Origin of the sequence: Paractinoplanes abujensis, assembly GCF_014204895.1 — a bacterium.
In the GTDB taxonomy this organism is placed as follows: domain Bacteria; phylum Actinomycetota; class Actinomycetes; order Mycobacteriales; family Micromonosporaceae; genus Actinoplanes; species Actinoplanes abujensis.
Genome location: NZ_JACHMF010000001.1, coordinates 7,131,644 through 7,147,486 on the forward strand (window position 1 = coordinate 7,131,644; position 15,843 = coordinate 7,147,486).

The following is a 15,843-nucleotide window of genomic DNA, read 5'->3' on the forward strand; positions in this document are numbered from 1 at the left end:
TTACCCGGGTGCTGGCCGGGCCGGGGAGAGCTATGTCGTGCCGGCGAAGCGGCGGATGGTGAGGACCGCGGCCACGATGGAGAGCAGGAACAGGGCTGCGGCGGCCCACCAGGTCTGGTTGGGCGGGGACGTGGGGGCCGAGGCCGTGGGGGCAGCGCCGCGGCCGGCGTCGGTGCCGGGGGCGGCCGGGACGAACTCTTGTATCTGGCCGTCGGGAGCCGACTGGGCCTGGCCGGGCACGGGGGCGCTGCCGAAGCCGGCGATGCCGGGCGACGGGGACGTGTCGAGGGGGTTCTCGAAGACTGCTGGGACCGACGCGGTCAGCGCGCCGACCGGGTCGACCAGGCCGAAGCCGAAGACGGGGTCGCGGCCGGGGGTGCCTTTGTCTTTGGCGGTGCGGATGATGCGGTTGATGACTTCGCCGGCGGGCATGTCGGGCCAGCGGGAACGGACCAGGGCCGCGGTGGCCGAGACCATGGGGGCCGCGAAGCTGGTGCCTTGGACCTTCCAGTAGTCGCCGCCCGCGTTGGCGCCGACCAGTTGGGTGGCGGGGGCCGTGACAACTGTTTCCTTGCCGGTGATCGAGCCGGACCAGAGGGCGTTGCCGTCGCGTTCCATGCCGGCCACGGCGAGCACGCCGGGTTCGCGCGCCGGGTACCAGACTCCGGTCGTGGAGGACGCGCTGGTGTTACCCGTGCAGGCGATGACCACCACATCTTTGGCGAACGCGTAGTCGAGGGCCGCGGCGAGGGCGGCGCTGCTGCCGTTGCCGCCGAGCGACAGGTTGATCACCTTGGCGCCCTTGTCGACGGCCCAGCGCACGCCCTGCGCGACGATCAGCGCGTCGTTGTAGCGGTTGTCCTCGTCCAGGACCCGTACGGGGAGGATCTTGGCTTTGGGGGCGATGCCGACCACGCCCGTCTGGTCGTCGCCGCGGCCCGCGATGATGCCGGAGACTGTGGTGCCGTGGCCGACCAGATCGGTGTCGCCGTCGCCCTTGTCGTCGACCAGGTCGAGCCCGGGCAGCACCTGACCGAGCAGGTCGGGGTGGTCGGCGTCGACGCCGGAGTCGATGACCGCGACCGTCACTCCGGCGCCGCTGGCGTAGGTCCACGCTTCGGTGATGTTCAGCGTGGACAGATGCCACTCGTCGGCGCGGACGGAATCGCCCTGCAGCGGGCTCGGTTCGGCCGGCACACCAGGCGTGGCGGAGACCGGATTGACCGGAATGCCGAGTGTGAAGAGCCCAGCTATCGCGGCAGCGGCCAGTCGGCGACCACTCACCAAGGCGCACCGCCTCCAAAGGCCGGGAACTCGGTCGATGCAGATTACTCCGAATCCGAGCTTTGGGGAGGGGATCGGTCGATGGTTGTCGCACCGCCTGTCTGTTAAATCTTCACGCATCTCAGTACGGCGCGAGGTGGGCCAGCTGGATCAGCCGTACGCCTTCACGTCGAGTGACCAGTCGGCCACGGCCCGGCGGCATCGGTGTGGGCCGGACCGGGCCGACGAGCGCGCCCTCGTCGGCCGGGCCGGACATCACCAGGCCGGGCGCCGACAGCTCGCGCAGCCGCTGGATGATCGGCTCGTAGAGGGACCGGCCGGCGCCACCCGCGCGACGCGTGAGGATCAGGTGCAGACCGACGTCGCGGGCTTGGGGCAGATATTCCAGCAGTGGCGTGAGCGGGTTGGTCGGCCCGGCCACGACCAGGTCGTAGTCGTCGACCAGGACGAACAGCTCGGGGCCGGTCCACCAGGAGCGTTCGCGCAGTTGCTGGGCGGTCACGTCGGTGCCGGGCAGGCGGCGCTCCATGTAACCGGCCACCGACTGCATCAGTTCGAGCGTCTTTTGGGCCTGGATCCCGTACCCGATGCGGTGTTCGGTCTCGGGCAGGTCCATGAGGGAGCGCCGGTAGTCGACCAGGATGATCCGGGCCTCCTCGGGCGCGAACCGCTGCGTGATCGTCGTGGCCAGGCCGCGCAGGAACGTCGACTTGCCGCACTCGGCGTCGCCGAAGAGCAGGAAGTGCGGGTCCGAGGCGAAGTCGATCTCGACGGGCTGCAGATCGGCCTCGGAGATGCCGATGGGCAGGCGCAGACCGCTGCTGCGGGTCAGGTCGAGTTCCGCGTACGGCACCACGGCCGGCAGCAGGCGCACGCGCGGGGCCGGGGCGCCGTGCCAGTTGGCCGCGATCTCCTTGACCAGGTCGCTCGTGTCGGCCAGCGTGCTCAGTTCGGGCCGCACCGTGAGCAGATGCAGGAACTTCTGCTTGTCGGTCGGGTGTTCGATGATGCCGCGGCCGGGCTTCTCGGGCACGGTCATCGCGGCCCGGCGGTTGACCGTCGAGTCGCTGGGGTCACCCAGCCGCAGTTCGAGCCGAGAGCCGAACAGGTCGCGGATCGCGGGCCGGAAGTCCATCCAGCGTGAGGACGCGGCGACCACGTGGATGCCGTACGAGAGGCCGCGCGTGGCGATGTCGGTGACGACCGATTCGAGCTCTTCGTACTCTTTGCGCAATGTGGACCATCCGTCCACGACGAGGAAGACGTCGCCGAACGGGTCGTTGTCGCCCGCCTGCGAGGCCGTGTTCGCGCGGCGCCGGCGGTACGACGCCATCGACTCGATGCCCATCGCGCCGAAGCGGGCCTCGCGCTCAGCCAGCAGGGTGGAGATCTCACCCACCGTACGGCGGACGCCCACCGTGTCGAGGCGGCCCGAGACGCCACCCACGTGCGGCAGGTCGCGCAGTGTGCCGAGCGCGCCGCCACCGAAGTCGAGGCAGTAGACCTGCACCTCGGCCGGGGTGTGGGTGAGCGCAAGCCCGCAGATCATCGAGCGCAGCGCCGTCGACTTGCCGCTCAGTGTCGAGCCGACCACCGCCACGTGCCCGGCCGCCCCCGCCAGCTGCAGCCACATGACGTCGCGGAGCTGTTCGCGGGGCTTGTCGACCATCGCGATCGGCACCTGCAGCGCGCCGTGCAGTTCGGGGTTGGCGAAGGCCAGGCCGCGGGCCGAGTCCGCCACCACCGGGCCGAGCAGCTCGTCGAGCGCGGCCGACTGGTTGAGCGGCGGCAGCCACACCTGGTGGGCCGGCGGACCCTGCCCACCGAGCCGGTCGACCGTGACGTCCAGCACGCTCTCGCCGGCGGGGATCTCCTCCGGCGTGGGCTCGACCGGCTTGACCGGCTTGGGCGCCGGCACATAACGCGTCGAATAGGACAGCACCTGCGGTTCGGCTCCGGCACCCCCGGCGGCGGCGCGGCTGCGGGCCTTGGGCAGCGGACCCGAGACGTACGCGGCCTTGAAGCGCAGCAGCGGCTCGGTGCCGAACTTGAGGTAGCCGTGACCGGGGGAGCGAGGCAGCTCGTACGCGTCCGGCACGCCGAGGACGGCACGCGACTCGAGGGCCGAGAAGGTGCGCAGACCCACGCGGTAGGACAGGTGGGTGTCGAGCCCGCGCAGCCGGCCCTCCTCGAGCCGCTGGCTGGCCAGCAGCAGGTGCACACCGAGCGACCGGCCCAGCCGTCCGATCTGGACGAACAGGTCGATGAAGTCGGGCTTGGCCGACAGCAGCTCGGAGAACTCGTCACAGATCACGAGCAGCGACGGCAGCGGTGGCAGCGCGGCCCCGCCGGCCCGGGCCTTCTCGTAATCGCGCAGGCTGGCGTAGTTGCCCGCCTTGCGCAGCACCTCCTGCCGCCGGATCATCTCGCCGTCGATCGCGTCCACCATGCGATCGACCAGCGGCAGCTCGTCGGCCAGGTTGGTGATGACGGCGGCCGTGTGCGGCAGCCGGTCGAGCGAGGCGAAGGTCGCGCCGCCCTTGAAGTCGATCAGGACGAAGTTCAGCGTCTCGGACGAGTGCGTGACGGCGAGGGCCAGCACCAGCGTGCGCAGCAGCTCGGACTTGCCGGAACCGGTGGCCCCGATCAGCAGGCCGTGCGGGCCCATGCCGTCCTGCGCCGACTCCTTGAGGTCGAGCTCGATCGGGGCGCCGTCGGCCCCCACGCCGATCGGCACGCGCAACTTGTCGCGATTCGGGCGCGGCATCCAGGCCTGGGCCACGCTGAACGTCTCGGGATCGCCGATGCCGAGCAGGTCGGACAGGCCCATCTCGGTGGCCAGCGGGGTGTCGGCCGACTTCGACATCGCCGCCAGGCGCAGCGGGGCGAGCCGGCGCGCGACGGCCTCGGCCTGCTCGACGCCGAGCCGGTCGGGCGTGCCGACCTCGGCCTCGTGCTCCATCGAATAGGTGTTGAGGACCCGGCGGCCGCCGTGGTGGGCCACCTCGAGCACGAGCAGTGAGCGGTCGAGCAGCCGCGGGGGCTGCTCGTCGAGGTCGAGCACGGTCACGCCGTCGATGCCGTCGTCGAGCTGCGTCGCGCCCTTGAGGTCGGCGCCGTCGAGCACGATCACCACGTGCGGCGTGCTGGTGCTCTGGCCCATCGGGTTGAACCGGGGCCGGTTGCCGATCACGTCTTCGAGCAGTTCCTCCAGCTCCTGGCCGGTGCTCGCGACCAGGCGCACGTGGCCGAGCGCGTCGGTGCGGGCCGGGTGCAGGTTGTGCGGCAGCCACTTGACCCACTCCCACGACGAGCGGCGCTCGGGGCCGGCGCAGACCGCGACGATCAGGTCGTCGGGCGCGTGGAAGGTGGCCAGCTGAGCCACGATGGCCCGGCTCAGACCCTGGACGTCGCTGGTCGTGCCGGGCCCGGCGCCGCGCAGGAAGACCCGCGCGAACCCGCGCAGCGAGGCCGCCACGGGCAGGTCGGGCACCACCGAATAGGCGTCCAGGAAGCGCCGCAGCGCGCCCGCGGTCATCGGCTCGAGCTCGTCGAGCGGGCGGGTGACCGGCGGCAGCAGCGGCGTGGCCAGGGTCTGCGGGCCGATCGCGAGCCGCACCACGCCGAAGTCGGGGTCGCTGGTGCGCCGCTCCCAGACCCGATGGCTGCCCGCGGTGGACCACAGCTTGGTCGGGTCGGGGTGGCGGTAGAGCAGGCCGACGCGCTGCTTGCGGGCCGTCTCGCGGACGCGTTTGCGCAGGCCGGAGAGGTGCCGCAGGTATTCGCGGCGGGCCGCCATCATCTCGGCCTTCTTGGGTGAGCCGTTCGAGCCGAAGCTGGTGGCCAGCATCGCGATCGACGAGATGCCGAAGAGGCCACCGATCACATAGGAGTAGGGCCCCGTACGGCCCTGGCCCATCATCATCGCCATCGCGACCGAGCCGCCCAGCATGGGCAGGGCCATCATCGCCTGCTGCCAGCGGCCCCCGGTCGCCTGCGGGATCTCGGGTGGCGGCTCGACGGCGATCTCGCCGGTCGGAATCTCCGGCGCGGGGCGCCGGGCCGACCGCTTGATCACAACCGTGCTCATTCCCCTTATATCCCTTTCGTCCACATAGGCGCGGCTATGCCGCCGGGCGCTGCGCTGGCCTCATGGTAGGTAAAGTGCGCTTGCGTCCGCAGCCTCGTCCTCATCGATGAGCGAAAGCGGGCACATGGGGGAGGTGGATCGATGAGCATCGGACTGGCGCGGGTCACGATCAGTGCCCCGCAACGCCGCATCGACGTGGCGTTGCCGGAGCACGTGCCGCTGGCCGAGTTGCTGCCCGAGGTGCTGCGGCACGCGGGCGAGGGCCTGGCCGACGACGGCGAGAAGCACGGCGGCTGGGTGCTGCGGCGCACCGACGGCGTCGCGCTGGCCACGGCTCAAGGTCTTTTCCCCCAGGGCGTACGGGACGGCGAGGTGCTGCATCTCGTGCCGGCCCACGACGAGTGGCCCGAGCTCGAGTACGACGACGTGGTCGAGGCCATCGCTGAGGGCGCCCGCCGCCGCGGTAACGCCTGGACGCCCGCCTCCACCCGCACGGCCACCCTGGTCGGTGCCGGGGTGCTGCTCGCGTTGGGCCTGGTCGCGGTGCTGGCCGCCGGTCCGGGCTGGGCCGGTGCCGCCTTCGCCGGGCTGGGCCTGGCCGTGCTGCTCGCATTGGCCGGGGTGACCGCTTCCCGGGCGTACGGGGATGCCCGGGCCGGAGCCGCCCTGGGCGCGTACGCGATGCCGTTCGCCTTCGCCGGGGGCGCCGTGCTGGTCGCGACCGACGACCGGGTCGGCGTGTTCGGGCTGCTGCCCTGGCTCGGCGGCTCCGAGCTGCTGGCCGGCTCGGTCGCGTTGCTGCTGATCGCCGCCCTGGGCGCGGTCGGCGTCTCGGGTCAGCTGCGGCTGTTCACGGCGGGCGCCGTGGTCGGCCTGTTCGGCGCGATCACCGCCCTGACCAGCATGGTCACCAGTGCCGCGGGGGCCGCCGCGGTGCTGATCTCGATCCTGGTCTGCGGGATCGGTGCGCTGCCCCTGCTCGCGATCCGCTTCGGCAAGGTGCCCATGCCGCCGGTCACGCTGCCCACCGGGGCCGAGGCGGCCGAGGGCTTCACCGGGGTCAGTGCCTCCAGCGCGCTCGACGCCGCCCGCGAACGGCCCGACCGGGCCACCGTCTTCGCCGCCGTCACGCGCACCGAGGAGCTGCTGGCGGGCATGCTGCTGGGCCACGCCGTACTGGCCGTGGCCGCGTTCAGTGTGCTCTCGACGGCCGGTTCGCTCTCGGCCCGCATCCTGATGGGCGTCTCGGCGGCGGCGCTCCTGTTGCGCTCGCGGCTGTTCGTCACGTTGCGCCAACGGGTGCCGCTGGTCGTCGGTGGCCTGGCCGGGGTGGCCGCGCTCGGCATCGACCTGCTGCGCGGGGCCGACGCGACGGTGCTGCTCGGCGTGACCGCGGCCGCGCTGGTGCTGGCCCTGATCACCGTGGTGGCCGGCGCGACGTACTCGCGTAAGCCGCCCTCGCCCTACCTGGGCCGCGCCGCCGACCTGCTGGACACGCTCGTGGTCGTGTCGGTGATCCCGGTGGCGTGCGCCGTCGTCGGCCTCTACGACGCCGTGACGAGCATCAGCCGCTAGATTTCGCCGGGAAAGAAACGCGCGGACGATGCCGGTCGGCTTCGTCCGCGCGTGCGGTCGCGCGACGTCGGCGGGCGACGGCGGGGCGCGACCTTTCCTTGACTCCGGTCAGTGCTCGAGGCCCTCGGCCTCGGCGGCCTCCTGACGCTTGAAGGAAGCCTTGATCTCTTCCTCCGCCTCGACCCGGCCGGTCCAGGTGGCGCCCTCGACCGACTTGCCCGGCTCGAGGTCCTTGTAGACCGTGAAGAAGTGCTGGATCTCCATCCGGTCGAACTCGCCCAGGTGGTGGATGTCGCGCAGGTGCTCCTGCCGCGGGTCCTCGAACGGCACGCAGAGAACCTTGTCGTCGCGGCCCTTCTCGTCGGTCATGCGATACATGCCGATGGCGCGGGCCCGGATCAGGCAGCCCGGGAACGTCGGCTCCTGCACCAGCACGAGCGCGTCCAGCGGGTCGCCGTCCTGCCCCAGGGTGCCCTCGATGAAGCCGTAGTCGGCCGGATACTGCGTCGAGGTGAACAGGGTCCGGTCGAGCCGGATACGACCGGTCTTGTGGTCGACCTCGTACTTGTTGCGGTGTCCCTTGGGGATCTCAACCACTACGTCGAAATCCATGATGTGACTCCCTTGTTCGCCCGCTTGAGAGAAAGCCGGTGCCACGGGCGGGGAAAACTGCGGGCCGGACAGAGGCGGCCGACAGGATCCGCGCGCGACGGTGTGCCGGATGTCGCTAGTCTCCCCTAAGTCTTACGCCGTGTTCTAGGAGGGGCTCGTGGGGAGGCAAGATTCACACGATGGTCCCGGGTACGACGGCGTGTCCGAGTCGCATCGGGGCTCCGGAAACGGTAACCCGGCGGCGGCCGGTGAGGATGATTCTTCGGCGCAGCCCGGCCCGACGGTTGACCTCAGGGGTCACGTGACGGCACAAAAGCCGCAGCAGTCACCCGAATCCGCGGCCCAGCCACCCGTTCGGCCGGAATCGGCGCCCGGTCGGCCACAGGTTTCCAGCGATTCGCGACCGGAGGACGCGCGCGGGTCACAGGATCAGCAGGTGCAGCCGCAAAACGACGAGACAATCAACTTCGCGGCACCGGCGGCGGGGGCCCGGGTCACCGGGCCGGCCGAGGCCGGCGGAGGCACCTATGGGCGGGCCGCCGTTCCGATCAACAACGTGCGGCCGACGTCACCGGCGAGCGGCCCCACGGTGGCGGCCGCCGCCGGGGGAACTGCCGGGACCGCCGCGCCGAACAAGCCCGGCCCGGCATCGTCCCCCGCAGCCGGCGCAGTGCGAGCAGCCTCGAAGACCCGTACGAGATTGGTCGTCGCCCTTTCGGTTGTGATCTTTCTGGTGGCCGCCGCGGGCGTGGTCGGACTGGTGCGTCCCGGCCCGGTCGACCGATGGCTGGGGGCCGCACCGACCACCTCGCCCACGCCCGCCCCGACTACCCCCGAGGCGTCGCCCACACCGGTGCTCGTGGCGGCCGCCGGTGGTGGCACGGCACTCACCGGCGACGGCGTGACCAGGGCGATCGACCCGCTCGTGAAGTCGGCCGGCCTGGGCTCGAAGGTGCACGTGGCGGTGCTCGACGTGGCCTCGGACGAGGTGCTCTACGCGCGCAACGCGGACACGATGACCACGCCCGCCTCCACGACGAAGCTGCTCACGGCGGCGGCGATCCTGGACGCGCGCGGACCGTCCTATCGGCTGAGCACCCGCGCGGTGGCGGGCGGACAGCCCGGTGAGGTCGTGCTGATCGGCGGCGGCGACCCGACGCTGGCCACGGCCAAGAACACCCTGTTCCCCGGTGCGGCCCGGCTCGACCTGCTGGCGGCCCAGGTCAAGAAGGCGCTCGGCACGGCTCGGCCGACCCGGCTGCTGTACGACACGTCGCTGTTCAGCGGGCCCGAGACGGCCCGGGGCTGGGACTCCAGTGACATCGCGTACGGGCAGGTGTCCCGGATCCAAGCCCTGATGGTCAACGCGGGCCGGGTGCGGCCCATCCACAACGAGTTCGGTGGTGACCCGCGCTCGTCGAATCCGGCCGACGCGGCGGCCAGGGCGTTCGCAAAGATGCTCGGCGTGCCGTCGTCGGCCGTGAAGAAAGGCAAAGCGCCGGCCGGAGGCCGGCAGCTGGGGATCGTCCAGTCGCCGCCGATGGTGCAGCTCACCGACTGGATGCTCGAGCAGAGCGACAACACCGCGGCCGAGGCGCTGGGCCGGCAGGTGGCGATCGCCGACGGCAAGGCGGGCACGTTCGACAACGCCACCGACGCGATCATCGCTCGGATGCGGGCGCTCGGACTCCCGGCCGACGAGGCCAACCTGTATGACGCGAGCGGTCTGTCGCGCAACAACGGGATCAGCCCGACGATGCTGACCGAGCTGCTGGCGTACGCCGCGTCGGGGCAGCAACCGGCGCTGAGCAGCATCTTCGGCGGGCTGCCGGTGGCGGGCTGGTCGGGCACGATGACCAAGCGATTCGTCAAGCCCGCGCCCAACCAGGTCGGGCAGGGCGTCGTACGGGCCAAGACCGGCACGCTGAGCGGCGTCAACACGATGGCCGGGGTGCTGACCACCGCCGACGGGCGGCTGCTGGTCTTCGCGATCATGGCCAGCGGGTCGGGCAACGCGGTGACCGGGCGGGCCGCGCTCGACAGAGTCGCGGCTCGGTTGGTGGGGTGCGGTTGCTCCTGATCGGGTTCGGGCGGCGGGTGGGGCGGAGGACGTGGCTGCTGATCTCGGGGTTTCACCTGAGGTCTGAGCTCGATTTGCGCGGGTACGGTGGTGGGCATGGCGCAGTTCGTTGACTGGGATCTGGCCGCCGCCACCGCGGGCGCGCTGTCGAAATCCGGCCCCGCGGTGTCCTACGACGACGCGATGACGGTGGTGACCGAGCTGCGGAATCTCACCGACGAGGCGGCCGGGCACGTGGCCGCCTACACGGGGCTCAACCCGCAGGTCGAGGTGCCGCCCGTGCGGGTGGTCGACCGCAAGGACTGGGCCGCGGTCAACATCGCCGGCCTCAAGCAGGTGATCATTCCGCTGGTCACCCGGCTCTCGGGCGACAAGCAGCCGGGCGGTCTGGCCGACGCGATCGGCTCCCGGGTCACCGGTGTGCAGGCCGGCACGATCCTGGCCTACCTCTCCGGCCGGGTCCTCGGGCAGTACGAGGTGTTCTCCGGCAACCCCGGCCAGCTGCTGCTCAACGCGCCCAACATCGTCGAGGTGGAGCGCAAGCTCGGAGCCGACCCGCGCGACTTCCGGCTGTGGGTCTGCCTGCACGAGGTCACCCACCGCACCCAGTTCACCGCCGTGCCGTGGATGCGCGGCTACTTCCTGGGCGAGGTGCAGGCCTTCGTCGACGCGTCGCAGAGCACCGAGCACATCCTCGAACGCATGCGCCGCGGCGTGGCCACCCTCTCCGACGCGTTGCGCGACCCCGACTCGCGCTCCTCGGTGCTCGACATCGTGCAGACCCCCGGGCAGAAGGCCGTGCTCGACCGGCTGACCGCGCTGATGACCCTGCTCGAAGGGCACGCCGAGTTCGTGATGGACGGGGTCGGCCCCGAAGTCATCCCGAGCGTCGAGTCGATCCGGGCCAAGTTCAACCAGCGCCGCGAAACCGGCAACCCGCTGGAGAAGGCCATCCGCCGGCTGCTCGGCATCGAGGTCAAGATGCGGCAGTACGCCGAGGGCCGCAAATTCGTGCACGGCGTGGTCGAGCGGGTCGGCATGGACGGCTTCAACAAGATCTTCGACTCGCCGCTCACGCTGCCGCGGCTCGACGAACTCGGCGACCCCGACGCCTGGGTGACCCGGGTGCACGGACCGCAGCCCGCGATCGGCGGGTAATGGCCCGGATCCCGCCCGCTGTCGCTGCGGTGCGGCTGGCCGTGCGCCGGGCGTTGCCCGCCGACGGCGGGCTGGTGCTGGTGGCCTGTTCGGGCGGGGCGGACTCGCTCGCGCTGGCCGCGGCGGCCCGGTTCGTGGGGCGTTCGGTCGGTCTCGTCACCGTGGACCACGGGCTGCAGGCGGGGTCGGCCTCACGGGCGGCCGACGTGGCCACCTGGGCCGCCGAGGCCGGGTTCACGCCGGTCGGGGTCGAGACGGTCACCGTGGCCGGGCTGCCGGGCGGGCCGGAGGCGGCGGCGCGAACCGCCCGGTACGGGGCGCTCGAGGCTTACGCGCGCCGGGTCGGGGCGGCTGTCGTGCTGCTGGGACACACCCGCGACGACCAGGCCGAGACGGTGCTGCTGGCGCTGGCCCGGGGGGCGGGGCCGCGCGGGTTGTCGGGGATGCCGGCGCGCAACGGTCTCTTCGTGCGGCCGCTGCTGGACGTGGCTCGGGCCGACACGCGGAAGGCATGCGCGGCCCTGGGGCTCACGCCGTGGGAGGACCCGCACAACTCGGATCCGGCGTTCGCCCGGTCCCGCGTACGGGGGAAGGCTCTTCCGGCCCTGATCGAGGCGCTGGGTCCGGCTGTGGTGGCCAATCTGGCCCGCTCGGCGGCGATGATCGCGGCCGACAACGAGGCGCTGGACACCGTGGCGGCCGAGGCCCTCCGGCTGTCCCAGCCGTCGTGCCTGGAAATTTCCGACCTGCTGGGGATGCGGGGGGCGGTGCGGCGACGGGTGCTGCACATGTGGGCCCGGGAGCTCGGCGCGCCCGGCAGTGCCCTCTCGCACCGGCATGTGGAGGCTCTCGACGCGCTCGTGACGCGGTGGCGCGGTCAGGGTGCGGTTCACCTTCCGGGCGGCATTCAGGTGGTCCGTGAGCGCGGCACACTCGTTCGAGTGCCCTGATGCTTTGTGAGAGTTGTCACTCCTAGTGTCGGATTCCCCGGTCGAGCTGGGCGGAACGGGGCCTTTTCCTGCGGTTCGGACACAGTTGAGCGGTGCCCCGTGCGGCGGCCGGCAACCTTCGTACGGCACGCTAAGTCCATGGCTGACGGGTCCTGGTACGACTCCGACATCGATCACGTGATCATCTCCGAGGAGCAGATCCGGGAAAAGATCGCCGAACTGGCGAAGCAGGTCTCCGCGGACCACACCGGGGCGGAGGGCGGCATCCTGCTGGTCTGCGTGCTCAAGGGTGCGGTCATGTTCATGGCCGACTTCGCCCGCGCACTGGCCGGCCACGGGCCGTCCACCGAGATGGAGTTCATGGCCGTCTCGTCCTACGGGCAGGGCACCACGTCCTCGGGCGTCGTGCGCATCCTCAAGGATCTCGACCGTGACATCACGGGCCGCCACGTGGTCGTGGTGGAGGACATCGTCGACTCCGGGCTGACGCTGTCGTGGCTGATGAAATATCTGCAGTCGCGCTCGGCCGCCAGCGTCGAGGTGGTCGCGTTGTTCCGCAAGCCCGACGCGGTGAAGGTGCAGGTCCCGGTGAAGTACGTCGGGTTCGACATCCCCAACGAGTTCGTCGTCGGCTACGGTCTCGACTTCGCGGAGCGCTACCGTGAGCTGCCGTATGTCGGGGTGCTGAAGCCCGAGGTCTACGCCCGTAGCTGAACCGTTTCTCAGCCTCTTCTCAGAAATCCGTCCTTATGGGCGGTTTTGCCACCAAAGCTTGCTGAACGGACGGCGGCCGGCGGATGTCCGGCCGACGGGCTCACGGGTTCGCAAGCGGCACCTACGGTGTACCGTCGAGTGACCGATGGCGCAGTGTCACAAGCGCCGGAGGGGCCGGGGGTTTCTTCGCTACAGCGGGGGTATCAGACCGGGGCCGCCCGTCGGCGGCACGTTGAGGTGACCAGGACGCCGATCAGGAGGGTCCGGGCGCTTGGCGCCCGACAACAGTATGGAACGTACGCGTTTCTTCCGCCGCCCGGTGGTCTGGATCATTCTGGTGATCATCGGCGTGATTGCGCTGAGCTCGTTCTTCACCAGTGGTCCGAGCTACCAGCGCGTAGATACCTCGGTGGCGCTCGAGCGCCTGAACCAGCCGGGCATCGAGAAGGTCGTCCAGAAGGACAAGGAGCAGACGCTCCAGATCGATCTCGCCTCGCCCGAGCGGTTCGAGGGCAAGACCACCGACAAGATCGAGACCCAGTATCCGTACGAGATCACGCAGGATGTCTGGAACGACGTGCAGGAGGCCAAGACCGCGGGCCGGATCACCGGCACGGTCGACGCCACTGTCTCGGGCGACAACATCCTCTTCAGCCTGCTGATCAACCTGTTGCCGATCGCGATTCTCGTGATCCTGCTGCTGCTGTTCATGTCGCAGATGCAGGGTGGCGGCTCGCGGGTGCTCAACTTCGGCAAGTCCAAGGCGAAGATGATCACCAAGGACACGCCGAAGACGACGTTCGCCGACGTGGCGGGCTCGGAAGAGGCGGTCCAGGAGCTGCACGAGATTAAGGACTTCCTGCAGAACCCGGCGAAGTACCAGGCGCTCGGCGCCAAGATCCCGAAGGGCGTGCTGCTGTTCGGCCCGCCCGGAACGGGTAAGACGCTGCTGGCCCGCGCGGTCGCCGGCGAGGCCGGGGTGCCGTTCTACTCGATCTCGGGTTCGGACTTCGTCGAGATGTTCGTGGGTGTCGGCGCGAGCCGCGTCCGCGACCTGTTCGAGCAGGCCAAGTCGAACGCTCCGGCGATCGTCTTCGTCGACGAGATCGACGCCGTCGGCCGGCACCGTGGCGCCGGCATGGGCGGCGGTCACGACGAGCGCGAGCAGACGCTCAACCAGCTGCTCGTCGAGATGGACGGCTTCGACACCAAGGGCGGGGTCATCCTGATCGCGGCCACCAACCGGCCCGACATCCTCGACCCGGCGCTGCTGCGTCCCGGCCGTTTCGACCGCCAGATCCCGGTCGACAACCCGGACATGGAGGGTCGCAAGCAGATCCTCCGGGTGCACGCCAAGGGCAAGCCGTTCACGCCCGACGTCGACCTCGACTCGGTGGCCCGCCGCACGCCGGGCTTCTCCGGCGCCGACCTGGCCAACGTGATCAACGAGGCCGCGCTGCTGACCGCGCGTAACGAGAAGCGGGCGATCTCCAACGAGTTCCTCGAGGAGTCGATCGACCGCGTCATCGCCGGCCCCGAGCGCCGTACGCGGGCGATGAGCGACAACGAGAAGAAGATCACCGCGTACCACGAGGGTGGGCACGCGCTGGTGGCCTACGCGTTGCCGCACTCCGCGCCGGTGCACAAGGTGACGATCCTGCCGCGTGGCCGCTCGCTGGGTCACACGCTGGTGCTGCCGACCGAGGACAAGTACACCCAGACCCGCGCCGAGATGATCGACACCCTGGCCTACGCGCTGGGGGGCCGGGCCGCCGAGGAGCTCGTCTTCCACGAGCCCACCACCGGCGCCGGCAACGACATCGAGAAGGCGTCCGGCCTGGCCCGGGCCATGGTCACCCAGTACGGCATGAGCTCCAAGCTCGGTGCGGTCAAGTACGGCACCAGCGGCGACGAGCCGTTCATGGGCCGCAACATGGGCCACGAGCGGGACTACTCCGACTCGGTCGCGGCCGACATCGACGCCGAGGTGCGTGCGCTCATCGAGCTGGCGCACGACGAGGCGTGGGAGATCCTGGTGGAATACCGGGACGTCCTCGACAGCATGGTCCTCGAGCTGATGGAGAAGGAAACCATCACCCGCGAGGACATGGACCGGATCTGCGTCCGCGTGGTCAAGCGCCCGCCGATGTCGCCGTTCAACGGCTTCGGCAAGCGCCTGCCCTCCGAGGCGCCCCCGGTGCTGACCCCGGCCGAGCGCGACAAGCTCAAGGCTCAGGCCGAGGCGGACGGTCAGATCGCCGTCGGGCCCAACCCGAACGGCAGCAGCAGCTCGGACGGCAGCAACTGAGCAGCGACGACGACGAACTGGACTATCTCGCCGCCCGCCTGGTCGACGGCAAGCTCACCGGTGCTCCGGTCGAGCAGGCCGTCGACCTCGGGCGGATCGAGAAGGCGGTTCGCGAGATCCTCATCGCGGTCGGGGAAGATCCCGACCGCGACGGGCTGGAGCGCACCCCGGCGCGAGTGGCCCGGGCGTACGCGGAGCTCTTCGCGGGCCTGCGGGTCGACCCGGCCGAGGTCCTGAAGACCGCCTTCGAGGCCGACCACGAAGAGATGGTCCTGGTCCGCGACATCGAAGTGATGAGCATGTGCGAGCACCATCTGCTCCCGTTCAAGGGCGTGGCGCACATCGGTTACATCCCCGGCCCGCACGGCCGGATCACCGGGCTTTCCAAGCTGGCCCGCCTGGTCGAGGTCTACGCGCGCCGTCCGCAGGTGCAGGAGAGGCTGACCTCGCAGATAGCCGACCTGTTGATGGCCAAGCTGGACGCGCGCGGAGCGATAGTGGTTCTCGAGTGCGAGCACCTGTGCATGGAGATGCGCGGCATCCGTAAGGTCGGCGCCCGTACGGTCACGTCAGCCGTACGCGGGGCCTACCAGACCGACGCCAAGGTGCGCGCCGAGGCGATGGCGCTGATCAACGCCCGCTAGGCTTCGACCATCCTGTTGGCCAGGGTCGACATCGTGTACGTACCGATGCCCAGCACCACCTCGAGCGCGTTGCGCCGGGTGAAGCCCGCGGCCAGAAACTCCGTCAGATCCGTGTCGCCGGCCGTCGCCAGCACCTGAAGCGTGAATTCCCGCAGCGCGGCCAAGCGAGGATCCGCCGGCGGCGCCCCCGTACGCAGGGCGGTGATCAGAGCCGCGTCGGCGTTCAGCTGACGCAGCCGGCCGGTGTGCATGGCCAGGCACACTCGGCACTGGTTGCGGGCGGCGATCACCATCACCACCACCTCACGGGCCAGCGGGTCCAGCGTGCTCGCCTCGAACAGCCGATTGGCCTGCAGGAAGCCGCCCAGCATCTCGGGCGACTCGGCCAGCCGGGCCACCGGATCGGGCAGGTGACCGAGATGCCGCAC

General features: G+C 70.7%; 11 protein-coding genes. 7 read left to right on the plus strand and 4 right to left on the minus strand.

Annotation, left to right across the window (positions count from 1 at the left end):
- Nucleotides 1–30: 30 nt before the first annotated feature.
- Both mycP and eccCa read right to left on the minus strand, forming a co-directional pair.
- Nucleotides 31–1,287, minus strand: a complete 1,257-nt coding sequence (mycP, locus tag BKA14_RS32675) for a type VII secretion-associated serine protease mycosin (protein ID WP_239093206.1) — start codon at nt 1,285–1,287, stop codon at nt 31–33.
- A 118-nt stretch (nt 1,288–1,405) separates the two neighbouring features.
- On the minus strand, nt 1,406–5,374 hold the full coding sequence (gene eccCa / locus BKA14_RS32680) for a type VII secretion protein EccCa (protein ID WP_184954628.1): 3,969 nt from the start codon (nt 5,372–5,374) through the stop codon (nt 1,406–1,408).
- 141 nt (nt 5,375–5,515) lie between these two features.
- Between eccCa and eccD the strand changes: the two genes are divergently transcribed.
- A complete protein-coding gene (eccD, locus tag BKA14_RS32685; protein WP_184954629.1) occupies nt 5,516–6,949 on the plus strand; it encodes a type VII secretion integral membrane protein EccD in 1,434 nt (477 codons plus the stop codon).
- A gap of 108 nt (nt 6,950–7,057) precedes the next feature.
- Here the strand turns inward: eccD and BKA14_RS32690 are convergent, their stop codons facing one another.
- The gene (locus BKA14_RS32690; RefSeq protein WP_184954630.1) at nt 7,058–7,561 is read right to left on the minus strand and encodes an inorganic diphosphatase; all 504 of its coding nucleotides are present in this window, start codon (nt 7,559–7,561) and stop codon (nt 7,058–7,060) included.
- Nucleotides 7,562–7,997: 436 nt separating this feature from the next.
- On the opposite strand from BKA14_RS32690, the gene dacB reads away from it, so the two are divergent.
- From dacB to folE, 6 genes are all read left to right on the plus strand, one after another.
- Nucleotides 7,998–9,641 carry a D-alanyl-D-alanine carboxypeptidase/D-alanyl-D-alanine endopeptidase gene (gene dacB / locus BKA14_RS32695; RefSeq protein ID WP_239093208.1) on the plus strand — a complete coding sequence of 548 codons (1,644 nt, stop codon included), beginning with the start codon at nt 7,998–8,000 and terminating at the stop codon, nt 9,639–9,641.
- A 96-nt stretch (nt 9,642–9,737) separates the two neighbouring features.
- A complete protein-coding gene (locus tag BKA14_RS32700) occupies nt 9,738–10,799 on the plus strand; it encodes a zinc-dependent metalloprotease (protein ID WP_184954631.1) in 1,062 nt (353 codons plus the stop codon).
- Nucleotides 10,799–11,749, plus strand: a complete 951-nt coding sequence (gene tilS, locus BKA14_RS32705; protein ID WP_184954632.1) for a tRNA lysidine(34) synthetase TilS — start codon at nt 10,799–10,801, stop codon at nt 11,747–11,749. Before BKA14_RS32700 ends, tilS begins: the two co-directional genes overlap by 1 nt.
- Before the next feature lie 138 nt (nt 11,750–11,887).
- Nucleotides 11,888–12,463 carry a hypoxanthine phosphoribosyltransferase gene (hpt, locus tag BKA14_RS32710; protein WP_184954633.1) on the plus strand — a complete coding sequence of 192 codons (576 nt, stop codon included), beginning with the start codon at nt 11,888–11,890 and terminating at the stop codon, nt 12,461–12,463.
- A 289-nt stretch (nt 12,464–12,752) separates the two neighbouring features.
- A complete protein-coding gene (ftsH, locus tag BKA14_RS32715; RefSeq protein ID WP_184954634.1) occupies nt 12,753–14,771 on the plus strand; it encodes an ATP-dependent zinc metalloprotease FtsH in 2,019 nt (672 codons plus the stop codon).
- Nucleotides 14,768–15,415 (plus strand): GTP cyclohydrolase I FolE, encoded by a 648-nt coding sequence (gene folE / locus BKA14_RS32720; protein ID WP_184957103.1) that lies wholly within the window; start codon nt 14,768–14,770, stop codon nt 15,413–15,415. Before ftsH ends, folE begins: the two co-directional genes overlap by 4 nt.
- Here folE and BKA14_RS32725 read toward each other — a convergent pair.
- Nucleotides 15,412–15,843: a carboxymuconolactone decarboxylase family protein gene (locus BKA14_RS32725; RefSeq protein ID WP_239093210.1), complete on the minus strand. Its 432-nt coding sequence runs from the start codon at nt 15,841–15,843 to the stop codon at nt 15,412–15,414. The two genes, folE and BKA14_RS32725, sit on opposite strands and share 4 nt — an antisense overlap.